The organism is uncultured Brachyspira sp. (assembly GCF_944390845.1).
GTDB lineage: Bacteria > Spirochaetota > Brachyspiria > Brachyspirales > Brachyspiraceae > Brachyspira > Brachyspira pulli.
Map to the genome: position 1 here is coordinate 1 of NZ_CALXRM010000018.1, position 12,821 is coordinate 12,821.

Annotated in this window: 10 protein-coding genes and 1 pseudogene; 4 read left to right on the forward strand and 7 right to left on the reverse strand. The window is 27.5% G+C overall.

Annotated elements, in window-relative coordinates; genetic code table 11:
• Positions 1–288: 288 nt before the first annotated feature.
• Positions 289–564: a hypothetical protein gene (locus tag Q0K52_RS05345; protein WP_297297244.1), complete on the forward strand. Its 276-nt coding sequence runs from the start codon at positions 289–291 to the stop codon at positions 562–564.
• Between the two features lie 165 nt (positions 565–729).
• Positions 730–876: a hypothetical protein gene (locus Q0K52_RS05350; RefSeq protein ID WP_297297246.1), complete on the forward strand. Its 147-nt coding sequence runs from the start codon at positions 730–732 to the stop codon at positions 874–876.
• A 168-nt stretch (positions 877–1,044) separates the two neighbouring features.
• On the opposite strand, the gene Q0K52_RS05355 is transcribed toward Q0K52_RS05350, so the two are convergent.
• On the reverse strand, positions 1,045–1,662 hold the full coding sequence (locus Q0K52_RS05355) for an HD domain-containing protein (protein WP_297297249.1): 618 nt from the start codon (positions 1,660–1,662) through the stop codon (positions 1,045–1,047).
• A 121-nt stretch (positions 1,663–1,783) separates the two neighbouring features.
• On the opposite strand from Q0K52_RS05355, the gene Q0K52_RS05360 reads away from it, so the two are divergent.
• A complete protein-coding gene (locus Q0K52_RS05360) occupies positions 1,784–2,047 on the forward strand; it encodes a hypothetical protein (protein ID WP_297297251.1) in 264 nt (87 codons plus the stop codon).
• Positions 2,048–2,141: 94 nt separating this feature from the next.
• Positions 2,142–5,257: pseudogene (locus Q0K52_RS05365) on the forward strand (efflux RND transporter permease subunit).
• A gap of 416 nt (positions 5,258–5,673) precedes the next feature.
• On the opposite strand, the gene Q0K52_RS05370 reads toward Q0K52_RS05365, so the two are convergent.
• From Q0K52_RS05370 to holA, 6 genes are all read right to left on the reverse strand, one after another.
• The gene (locus Q0K52_RS05370) at positions 5,674–7,365 is read right to left on the reverse strand and encodes a phospho-sugar mutase (protein WP_297297252.1); all 1,692 of its coding nucleotides are present in this window, start codon (positions 7,363–7,365) and stop codon (positions 5,674–5,676) included.
• Between the two features lie 560 nt (positions 7,366–7,925).
• Positions 7,926–9,512, reverse strand: coding sequence for a 1,4-alpha-glucan branching protein domain-containing protein (locus tag Q0K52_RS05375; RefSeq protein WP_297297255.1), 1,587 nt, complete (start codon positions 9,510–9,512; stop codon positions 7,926–7,928).
• A gap of 146 nt (positions 9,513–9,658) precedes the next feature.
• A complete protein-coding gene (locus Q0K52_RS05380) occupies positions 9,659–10,045 on the reverse strand; it encodes a transcriptional repressor (protein WP_297297257.1) in 387 nt (128 codons plus the stop codon).
• 143 nt (positions 10,046–10,188) lie between these two features.
• On the reverse strand, positions 10,189–10,740 hold the full coding sequence (locus Q0K52_RS05385) for a hypothetical protein (protein WP_297297259.1): 552 nt from the start codon (positions 10,738–10,740) through the stop codon (positions 10,189–10,191).
• A 59-nt stretch (positions 10,741–10,799) separates the two neighbouring features.
• Positions 10,800–11,480: a late competence development ComFB family protein gene (locus tag Q0K52_RS05390; protein WP_297297261.1), complete on the reverse strand. Its 681-nt coding sequence runs from the start codon at positions 11,478–11,480 to the stop codon at positions 10,800–10,802.
• Positions 11,481–11,770: 290 nt separating this feature from the next.
• Positions 11,771–12,790 carry a DNA polymerase III subunit delta gene (gene holA, locus Q0K52_RS05395; RefSeq protein WP_297297263.1) on the reverse strand — a complete coding sequence of 340 codons (1,020 nt, stop codon included), beginning with the start codon at positions 12,788–12,790 and terminating at the stop codon, positions 11,771–11,773.
• Between the last annotated feature and the right edge of the window lie 31 nt (positions 12,791–12,821).

Below are 12,821 nucleotides of genomic sequence, written 5' to 3' on the forward strand. Positions count from 1 at the left end.
AAGTTGAAAAACAATTAGAAATTATATATAATTTAGCACAAAAGGAGCTTTTTTAGTTATCTAGGACAGCCCCTTAATTTTAAGATATAGATTATCTTTACAAATGGTTATTCTGTTTAATTGCAGTATTCATGAAGTGAGGAAATCTTTTGATAAGATTGTGTATTCTTTATACAATTTGGCCGATGATGAAGTGAGGGTTATAGAAGGTTATTAAAAAGGAACTATAAGATGTTTAAATAAAATTATTACATTATTATAATTTATATAAATTACAAAGGAGTTATGATGATTACAGTATATAATAAAATAGGAACTTCAAATGAAAATCCACCAAGTGGTTATAATACTTGGAAAGAGTATTGGGAAGATAAAAAAGAAAGAAAATTTCAAAAGTGCTCTAATTTAGCATGTAATAATGATGCTGAGGTTGGAGCTCATGTTTATCCTAATTATTCTCATGATACGATATATATAGTACCTTTATGTAAAGAATGCAATTATATTTATAATCAATCGCCTATGAATGTGGAACAAATAGATTTGCTTAGACTTAATCAGTAAATTATTGCTATATGATTAAATTATTTATATATTAATTCTTTTTATTGATAAAACTATTTATTTTATTTAAAATACAAAGATTGGAAATATGAATATGAATATAGGATTATTGCTGATACTAAAGAAGAGTATATTTATTTACCAATTAAGGCTATTTATTTTGGTATGAATGCTGAAGATGAAAATATTGCACTAATTGCAAGTATTTTGAAAAGTAAATATGGTATAAGAATACCATTATATAAAATGAAGCCTAGAGAAAGTAATTTATATAATTTAGATTATACTGATATAAGTAGAGAATTTTATTAAATTATGTTCTTATTATTTTTATAATTTTTTGTTTGTTGGGTAGTCATCTGCATACTTTATAGTACTTACTTCTGTCGTATATAGATGTCTATCCTTAATGGGTTGCAGTGCTGTGCGGGAAGCCCGCACGAAGTGTACCCGCAACGAAGTAAGGGTATAGGCGAATACTTAGAAAATATTGTCTTTTATGTTCGGAAGTAAATTGTAAATTGAAGTTCCTATAACACTTTCAAAATATGCTTTTATTTCAAATACCCTTTTCCACCTCAATGCACTTTGCGGAAATGTTCCGTATCTTAAGGCAACATCTATAAATCTTTTTTCGAGCAAACAAAATCCGGAAGGCAATGCAAGACTGTCGCATAATTGAATAAGTAAATCATAATCATCATATACAGCATTGGTAACGAAATTTTTTATGAAGTTGAAATCTTCTTCAGGCATATCAAATTTTCCTATTGCAGTATTTACATCTGGTATCATAAAGGCATGAGTTATGCATATTTGAGCCATTTTCTCCCAGCCGTAATTAATGCAGTATTTGTATCCATCTATCAAATGCCTTTCTACACTTATACCAGTGTATCTTCCTATATCATGTAAAAGTCCGAATATGTAGGAATTGTCTTCATCTAATTTTTTATTTGTTGATTTTTTATTGTATTCAGAAGCTATTATCCTTGCAGCTTTGGCAACATATCTTGAATGTTCAGCCCAAGGAGTAGGGTTTGATTTGTATGCTTTGTTTAATTCGTATTCGGCTCTTTCTAAATCTAATATTTCCATAATTATTTCCTATTTATATTAATTATAATAATACAACTTTTTTATGAAAAATAAATATTTATTGGGAACTTTTATTATAATTTTTCGTCTAATAAAGCAAATAAAACAATGGATAACTACTATGTTAAAAAAACTTACTTTTATAATTTCTTCTATATTATCACTTTTTTTATTGAGTTCATGTTCTCCGGCATTTGACAGAATGTTTCATATGCCCCCAGCTCACCCACATGCAAGGAATTATTTTGATTTTCCAATGTTGTTTGGACCTCATTTTGGTATTCATGGCATACTTAGCATTATTATCAAAGTATTAATAATTATTGCATTAGTTTTCCTAGTAAAAATGCTATATAATAAAGATAAAAATAATAAAAAAGAATAGTTTTTGTTGTTTTTTTCTTAATAAATGCTATTGAATATTTTTTAGAATTTAATATCATATTTGCGAAATATTTTTATGATTTAAATTTATAAAAATGAAAAAATTTATTACTGTCATAGTAAGCAGACCGACAACAGTATTTGTTACACTCGTATCCATGTTCATAATTGGATTTATAAGTATTTCAAGATTTAATATAAATTATTTGCCTGATATGGAAGTACCTATTATCAGCATAAAAACAACTTATGAGAATGCTGGACCAGAAGAAGTTGAGAAATCGGTTACCAGAATAGTAGAAAGTGCTGTATCTTCTGTTAATAATGTAAAAAACATTAAGTCAAAATCAAAAGAGTCTGAATCTAATGTTGAAATAGAATTTAATTGGGGCACAGATTTACAAACCGCAGCCGATGATATAAGGGAAGCTATAGATATGATCAGATCATCTTTACCAGATGAGGCAGAAAACCCTAATATATCAAAATTTTCAAGTGATGCTACACCTATAATGAATATAGCTTTTTTTTGGTACGGATAATTTATCTTCTTTGTATGATTTAGTGGATAGTCAAATACTTACAAGATTAGAACAAGTTGACGGAGTTGCCCAAACAGAAATAAGGGGCGGATTAAAAAAAATTATTTGTGTTGATATAGATTTAAATAGACTTAATGCTTATTCCATAAATATTAATGATATAGTTCGTACTTTGGCTTTAGAAAATCAGAATATTGCAGGCGGCGAAACTTATGAAGGAGTATACAAATATAATATAAGAACTACAGGAGAGTTCAGAGAGGTAGAAGATATTGAAGATGTAGTTATAGCTTTAAGAGATAGAATTTATCCTTTGAGAGTAAGAGATATAGCTTATGTTCATGAAGATTATGAAGATGATTCAGAAATAGTTCGTATAAATGGAAGCAAGGCATTAACTGTCGCTATAACTAAAGAATCAGGAGGCAATATCATACAAATATCAAGAGATATACAGAAAAGACTTGATAGTATTAATTTGCCTGCTGGTGTTTATTATCAAATATTATTTAACAGTTCAGATACAATAAATAATTCTATACGCAATGTATTAAATACAGTTTGGCAGGGTGCTTTATTTGCTGTTATAGTTCTTATGTTTTATTTATGGGATATAAAAAGCGTATTTATTATAAGTGTTTCCATACCTATATCAGTTATAAGTACTTTTATATTAATGTATTTCTTTGATATAACAATAAATGTAATATCGCTTTCAGGTTTGGTTCTAGGTGTTGGAATGATGTTTGACAATTCTATAGTTGTTCTAGAAAATATTTTTTATTATAATAATTATTATTCAAAATATAATTATGACAAAAAAACTACTAGAATAAATAATTTAAAATCATCTATTTTAGGTACAAGTGAAGTATCTATTGCTATAACAGCTTCTACTTTAACAAGCGTATGCGTATTCCTGCCATTTCTTTTTGTTCAAGGACAAATGGGGCAGATGTTTAGTGATTTATGTATGACTGTTTCTATTTCATTAATCACTTCACTATTTGTAGCTTTAACTATAGTTCCTTTGTTAGCTTCAAGATTAAGAAAATTAAATAATCAAAGCAAATTGAATTTGATATTAAATAAATTATCTGATTTTTTTAATAAGAATTTGCATAGTAAAATAGAACAATTTTATTTAGCTGCACTTTATATAGTGATAAGAAATAAAAAGAAATCATTTGCTTTAATAGGCTTATCATTAAGCATATCATTATTTTTATTATTAACTAATATAGGAAAAGAAGGATATCCAGTATCCGATGAAGGAACAATTATTTCAAGATTAAGACTTCCAGTAGGTGCCAGAGTAGAATTTACAGATATGTTTATGAAATCTATGGAGCATTATATAGAAGATGCTGTTGGAAACAATATGGAATATTATGAAACAAGAGTTAGAACAGGGAGAAATGAGCATCATGGAGAGGTTAGGGTAAAATTAGTTGATAGAGAATTAGGAAGAAAATTAGATATAAGTTATTATATAGAGATGATTAGAAACAGAGTTAATGGTTATCCAGGACGTATAGAACTTAATTCTGAGAATGTTGCTTTAGGTAAGCCTAAGGATTATAGTGCTATAGTTATAGAACTTGTGGGTGAAGATTTGGAAAGAGGTTATGATGTGGCAAGTAATATTATAGCCGCTGCATCTAAAGTTGATGGGGTGAGAAATGTTTTAGTAAAAGAAGATGATTCGAATCATGAACTTATTTTTGATATTAATAGAGATTTAGTTTCCAAAATGGGTATAAATATTAACACCATTGCTAATATTATAAGAACATCTTTCAGCGGTACTACAGCCAGCAAAATGACTTTAAATAATTCTATATATGTAGACACTGATATTATAGTTCGTTTAGAAGATATAAACAGAGATACTATTTCAACTATTCAAAAGATGATGATACCAACTTCAAATGGTATAGTGCCTATTTCTTCTGTTGTTAATATTCATAAAGCTACAGGTCCGACAGAGATAAATAGAAAAAATGATAAAAGAATAATAGAAATAAGTGCAAGTTCTTTTGGAAGACCTATAAATGAAATTATTAATGATATTAGAAAAGAGCTTAACAATATATATACCTAGCGGGTTTTCTGTAAATTTTTCAGGTGATTATGAGGATATGCAGGAAGCATTTATGCAATTGATTATTTCTTTAATAATGGCTTTAGTATTTGTATATGCTATTATAGCAGGACAATTTGAATCTTATATTACGCCTTTTGTAATATCTTTAGCAGTTCCATTTGCATTATTTGGAGCATTAGTATTTTTATATTTAGGAAAGCAAACTTTAAATGTTTATAGCGGTATAGGAATAATAATGCTTGTTGGTATAGTTGTTAATAATGGCATAGTATTGATTGATTATATGAATAGGGTAGTTATTGAGAAAAAAATAAGCTGGGACAATGCAGCTTTAGAATCTTGTAAGAGAAGATTAAGACCTGTACTTATGACATCATTAACTACTATATTAGGTTTGCTTCCTATGATATTTGAAGTTGGTAATGGAAGTGAAATGTACAGACCTTTAGCTATAGCTGTATGCGGAGGTTTAATATTTTCTACTATGTTTACATTGATAATAATACCTTCGGTTTATTCTAGTTTTAGAAATAGATTTAATATAAAAATACGTGAAGATTAATATAGTTTTAATTACATTTGCCCGCCCTTTAGGTTTATTAATGCTATTCTGTTATTTTTGTATTCTTTTTTCTTTTCTATTTTAACCGTTATTTTAGCTGCCCGCCCAGGATTTTTTTAATTTATGGTGTATTAACCGCACGCAGAATAAGCTAAAAAATATATATTTGTTTGTAATTCGAATTTTTATTATATTATAAATTTAGTTCACCGTGCGTTAAATGCATTAAAAATCTAATCAGCACTTGGGTGGGTGCTGAAATTTCTGATTAAGTTATTAAGATAATTAATATTAAAATTAAAAAATAGTAATAAGGAATAAAGGGCGGGATTTAGAATAAATCTTTAAATATCAAAAAGCCCCATTAAAATAATGAGGCTTTTGATATTTATTAATTATATAAATAAATTATTATTTTATTCTTTAATAAACTTTTTGAAATTAGCTACTTTTTCTTTAGCAACTGCAAGTCTCTTATCTTTGCTTTCTTTTACACAAACTTCAAAATAGAATTTGATTTTTGGCTCAGTACCAGAAGGTCTGATAGTAATTTTTGTTTTATCAGCAAGTATGTACTGAAGAACATTAGATTTAGGTAAAGTAATATCATTTATTTTTTTACCAGTATTATCATAAACTTCTTTTTTCTCATAATCGCTTATGCTTACAACTTCAACACCAGAAATTTCTTTAGGTAAATTGTTTCTGTAGTAAGTCATTAAATCAGCTATAGCTTTAGCACCATCAGCACCTTTTTTAGTTATAGAAATAGTTTCTTCATAGAAATAGCCATATTTTTCATAAATGCTTTCTAAGTAATCAGCTAAAGTCATATTGTTTTCTTTACAATAAGCAAGTACTTCAGCTAGCATTAAACAAGAACTAACGCCGTCTTTATCGCGTACATTAGAGTTGATACAATATCCGAAACTTTCTTCAAATCCAAATAAATATGTTCCTTCTTTATCTCTTTCTATAACATCAGCAATCCATTTGAATCCAGTAAGAACATCATAAAGTTTTACATTATTAGCATCAGCAATAGCTCTTGCAAGTTCAGTAGTAACTATAGTTTTTACTATATATGGATTTTTAACATTCTTTTTATTTGTAATGAGATAATAAGCCATAATAGAACCGATTTGGTTTCCAGTAAGGTACATATAAGAACCATCTTTAGTAAGTAAAGCACAGCCCATTCTGTCGCAGTCAGGGTCAGTACCCATAACAAGTTCAGCACCTATTTCTTTAGCTTTATCAACAGCAATTTTTAATGCTTCAGGATTCTCTGGGTTAGGTGATTCAACAGTAGGGAAGTTTCCGTTAGGCGGCTGAGCTCCTTCCATAGTTGTTAAATTAGTGAATCCTGCTTTTCTTAAAGCCATAGGAACCATTTTGTATCCGGAACCGTGAATAGGAGTATAAACTATTTTTATATCATGATGTTTTTTGATGATATCAGGGTTAACTAAATATCCCATTAAATCATTCATATATTTATCTTCAATATCTTTTCCTATAAAAGTAACTTTTGAAGCATCTCCCATTTTTACTTCTTCAGGTTTTACTTTCAATACTTCTTCTATTATGTTTTTGTCATGAGGAGGAATAACTTGAGCACCGTCAGTCCAATAAACTTTATAACCATTATATTCTTTAGGGTTATGGCTAGCAGTAACAACTATTCCTGCAATACAGCCTAAACTTCTAACAGCATAAGAAAGAAGTGAAATAGGGTGAATATCATCATATAAATAAACACTTATACCATTTGAAGAAAGTATTTCAGCAGCAGCTTTAGAAAATACATCAGAATTATTTCTTGAATCATATCCTATAGCAACTTTATAATCACTTCCGCCTTGTTTTAATATATAGTTAGCTAAACCTTGAGTAGCAACACCAACAGTATATTTATTCATTCTATTAGTACCAACACCCATTATACCTCTAAGTCCGCCAGTACCAAATTCTAAATCTCTATAGAATGCATCTATTAACTCTTTTTCATTACCTGCATCTAATAATGCTCTAATCTCTTTTTTGGTTTCTTCATCATAAGAACCATTTAACCAAGAATCAATTCTTGCTTTTACCTCTTGTTCCATTATACACCTCTAAATATTTATTTTTTATTTTAAAAAAATTTTTATATATAAATTATAGTATACAAAAAATATATAATCAAGTAAAATCTTATTTTATACTAAAAATATAAAACTGTTTTTTATAAAACATAATTAATTGTAATTCGTCAATATTGGATAATATATACTGAAAATTTTTAAGTTTGTCAACTGATGCACTTTATATAGAATTATCAACTTTTTTGCCGCACAAAAAAGTAGCTATATCCTCAACAAGCTCGGATACGCTTCGCGAAAACGCAATTGCTAGAACTTTATATTTGAAAAATATTCATTAAATATGGAATATAACCTAAATTTAGACTAAAAATGCAGTCTTTTTGGTTCTTTGTGCCAATACCACAGGCACTCCCTACGGTCGCAAAAGAACTGGGGTGCGGGGCAAAGCCCTGCAGATATTTAAAATTCAAAAAAATTATTTCTGACAAAATGTAGTTGTTTAGGTATAAATACTTGATATAAAAAAGAGTATGCATATTTTGTAATATACATACTCTTGAATAAATTTCTTAATTAATTATTTAACTATATATTCTAAAGTCCATTTCTGGGAATATATCATCACGCCATTCTAATTTACTTAACCATTCTTCGTTTAAGTCCCTATTTTTAATAGCATAATATAGGTCAGTAAATCTTTTTACATATAGTTTAGTTGTATTAACAGCATAATCAACCATAGTACCAGTATGCATAATGAAAGCCCAGTCACTGCTTTGAGCAAGTAATAATTCACGTGCTGCCTGATTCAAAGCTCTCTCATAAAGACCAGTTTCATTGTAATAGTCATGTGCTAATTCTATCATACGTTCAGCAGCTTTATGTAAGTGTCTGTATATCCAGCCATTAGTACCATTAAGCCATACTTCTCCGTAACCATTAGCACCCCAGCTTGACATTGAAGGCATTGATATCTGATTTACTGGGTGTCTTTCCAAATATTCTTTTGGAGTAATAGTTTCTATTGTATTTTGATCATAATGAATTTTTCTCATTAAGAATTCTATAAACATAGGACCTTCATACCACCAGTGTCCGAATAATTCAGCATCATAAGGAGATACCACTATTGGAGGTCTGTCCATAACAGAAGATAAATACTCAATCTGTTTTTCTCTGTTGAACATGAAGTTTCCAGCATGATCTCCAGCAGCTTCCATAGCCCATTCAGGATTATAAGGCTCTTTTGCACAATCTTTACCAGTAATTCTATAATATTTTATACCAGTGTTTTTTCTAAGTCCATTGCTTTGTATAAAGTCTTTAATATATTCAAATGGCAAATCATAACCTATATCTCTATAGAATTCTCTGTATCTGAAGTCTCCTGGATATCCAACTTCAGCACTCCATACACTTCTTGAACTTTCTATATCTCTACCAAATGCAGCAACTCTGCTTTCTCTTGAACAATATAAAGGAGCGTAAACACCGTATTTAGGTACTCTGTCAGCATACATAATACCATGAGTATCAACAAAGAAATATTTAATTCCATTGTTTGCAAGATGTTTTTCAAGTCCAGGGAAGAATCCGCATTCTCCAAGCCATATACCAGTAGGTTTTCTTCCTAAATGTTTTTCATGAGTTTTTACAGCCATTTTTAGCTGAGCTTCTATTGCTTTAGGATATTCCTGCATGAATGGGAAAAATCCATGTGTAGCACCGCAGGTTATTATTTCTAAATTTCCTCTTTCCAAAAAATATCTGAATCCATTTAATATGTTTTTATTGTATTTATAAACAAAAATATCTCTAATCTTTCTGAACTTATCTCTATAAAATTCGGCAGTATGATGAAAATTAGGATCTAATGATGTTCTTTCACACTCTAATTCTGATAATTTTATCAATTTCTCTATATAATTAACATATCTATTTTGAAGTAATTCATTAGCTAACATATTCATTAATGGAGGAGTTACACTCATAGTAATTTTAAAATTTACTCCGTCATTAACCATTCGATCATATGCATCTAATAAAGGGATATATGTTTCCGTAATGGCTTCATATAACCATTCTTCTTCCAAAAAGTTTTCATGTTCAGGGTGTCTCACATAAGGTAAGTGAGCATGTAGCACTAAAGCTAAATAGCCTTTTGACATAATTATTCCTTAAATTTAAAATGTTATACAAATAGTATATAAAATATAAGTACTAAAATCAAGACTTTTTGATACAGTTATTAACAAAATGAATATAAATAAATTATTTTTTAATGTAAAAAAACCGATTACAATAATTAAAAAAATTAAGAATCTTTACATTCTTTACATATTCCAGTAAATACTATATCATGTTTAAAAACTTCAACATCATATTCTTTTGCAACCAATTCATCTAGCTTTTTTTGATATTCCATAGGTATATCTAATAGCTTTTTACATTTACTGCATTGGAAATGATAATGTTCATTTGTGATATGATCAAAACGTACTGCATCATCTATAACTGATAACTTTTGTATTTCTTTAGTTTCTGATAGTAAATTTAAATTTCTATATACTGTGCCTAAACTTATAGATGGGAAATTAGGCTTTATATAGTTGTAAACTTCTTCTGAAGTTGGGTGATTTTTTAATTCTTTAACAGCGTTTAATATAACTTGTTTTTGTATGGTATTTCTTGTATTATTCATAATCATAATTCCCTATAATAAAAAAATAATTTATAATTGATAATTAATCTCATTTAGTAATGATAATATTAATATTAAGTAAATTTTTTGTCAAGGAAAAAAAATAATATTTTTACAGATTTAATACAAATAATACAAATATATCAAATAGTATTCAAATTTATATAGTCTATAGATAAATTTTGTGAATTTTCTAAATATGTTTTTGTAATAATTATTTTATAGCTTTCAGCTTGATGAGTATATATTTCAGCTAAAATATCGCCATTTTCATCATCTAATAAATGCTTTTCTAAACGTATATTATTCGATGAAAGCCCATCTAGAACATTATCCAAAAAAACATCTACATTTTTAGAACTGTTAATAGTTATTTGACCTATATTCTTATTTTGAGTAAAGACTACTAATTCCGCTTCATCTTCTCTTATTTTTATATTTTTTTTTAAAATATTATTTCCTATAAATGCGGCATCTATATCAAACATTTCAGATAAACTATCTAATGAATCTTTAAAAGATAAAGAAGCTAAGGCTTTTATATCATTATTACTATAGGTTATTATGTTTTTATAAGTAAATGGACTTGTTATAGTAACAACTTCATAAGAAGTACTGTTTTTATGAATTAAATTTGCTATTACAATAAAAATAATCAAAAAACATGCAAATACGATAAATCTAATTACTCTCATTAACTTCTCTTAAAAGATTATACTAGGGCTATGATAATTATTTTTATTATATATAACAATTAATTATTATTAGGTATATTATGATTTTCTATTAATAATATATCATTAACTTCTTCTATGGAGAATAGAGGCATGTCTCCAGCATTATAATATGATGGTTTTAATTTAAATGTCAATACACTTTCATATTGCATAAATTTTTCTGATTCTATAACTATATCAAGTTTAACATCAACTTCTTTATTAGAATCCACTTTTTTAGGCATAAAGCAGAACATAAACTTTCCAGGTACATTACTTGATACTATAGCAGGATTAGGGAAATTAACTCCGTAACCTTGAAGTATTTGACCCTCGCAGAATATATAAACTAAAGCATTATCAATTTTTTCAAAATTGTTTGAAGCAGTAATATTTCCCATTATACTAGGGTATGTTAAATAATAACCGCTTTCATCTATTGAAGGCACAGATTCTAATAATGTATTTTCTTTTCTTCTTGTAACTTTTTCACAAGCATCGGCTATTATGCTTAATATTTCTGTATTGCTTTGTATAGGATCTTTATTATAGCTGTGAAGTACTCCTCTGGCACTTGTAACATACTGAGGCTGAACTCTATTTAAAGTATATGCTATAATATCCATACGCATATTTGTATTAACAGGAATATTTTTATCTTTTAAATATGAATCTGCTAGTTTTGAAACTTTCTGTTCCATAAGATTTACTAAATACATAAAACCGTCCTCCAAAACTTTGTAAAATATTATACAAAACAAACTATTATTTGTCAAAACAAATTTATATTGTAATATAATTTTTTTGTATAAATTCTTTTAAATAAATATTTAAACAATTAAAAATATCTCATAGTAATAATATAATAAAAAAATATAACTTTCAGATAATAAAAATTTAAATTTATATTAATTTATTTTTATGTGAATGATTAATATGTTTAATTATAGTGCTTTTGCTTACTGTAAATATTCTGATTTAAAGTTTTGATGATTATTTTTTTATAAATTTATTTTGTAATTGTAAACAAAAATAATTCAAAACGGGCTTTAAAAACGTTTACTGGTGTTGTAACGCTTAATGTATTTAAATATGATATTTTAGATATTATGTCAGTAACTTCTTCTAATGAAAAAAGTTTCAATGAATTTTTTTTCTTTTTCAAGATAAATTCTGGAATCTTTGTTATTTTGCTTATTTCATTTAAAGTAGTTTGAGGCGGAAATATTTTCATATAGTATATTGCTAGAAAATTATTCATCATCAAAGTTAAAGAGCTTGAAGCATCTTGATCTAATCTATGCATTATACTAAAACTTTTTTTTCTGTTTCTTTCAAAAACGGCATCTAAGAAATCGAATATATTTCTATTTTTAGATACATAAGTAAAATCCATTATATCTTCAACATTCAAATATTCTTTATCGTTATAATTACAAATTTTAGCAAGCTCTGAATAAAGTGAATCATAATCCAAATTTATATTATTGATTAAATATTCAACAGCATCAGAAGCTATTTTTTTGCCTTGTTTTGTAATATAGGCATTGATTAATCCTCTAAAATCTCTCTCATCAGGTAACGGAAAATCTATAAAATATATATTATTAGCATTTTGTTTCTTTGAAAAGTATTTATATAATGGATCTTCATCTAAATTGCTTTCAGTTTCAAGTATAACTACAGCAGTTTTAGAAGGACTGGAACAATATTCTAAAAAATCCTCCTGAAAATTATTGTATTTATAAATAACTATAAGTCTTAATTTTGAACCGAATGGGGGAGTATCAGCTACCTCTAATGGGGCAAAACCTACAGCATCATTTTTATCATAAAAAACACTGTAATTCATTTCGCTGTCTCCTTCGTCTGGAAACATAGCGGAATGCATAGCAGCAACAAATGCCTTTTTGAAAAGCCTTTCTTTTCCTGTTAATATATAAATACCATAATTAAAAGGCTCTTTTACAAAATTATCTTTTACTTTTTGAAATTCTATTTCTGTTTTTACTGAAACTTTACTGACCATAAATATATAATATCATATATTTTTTTATATG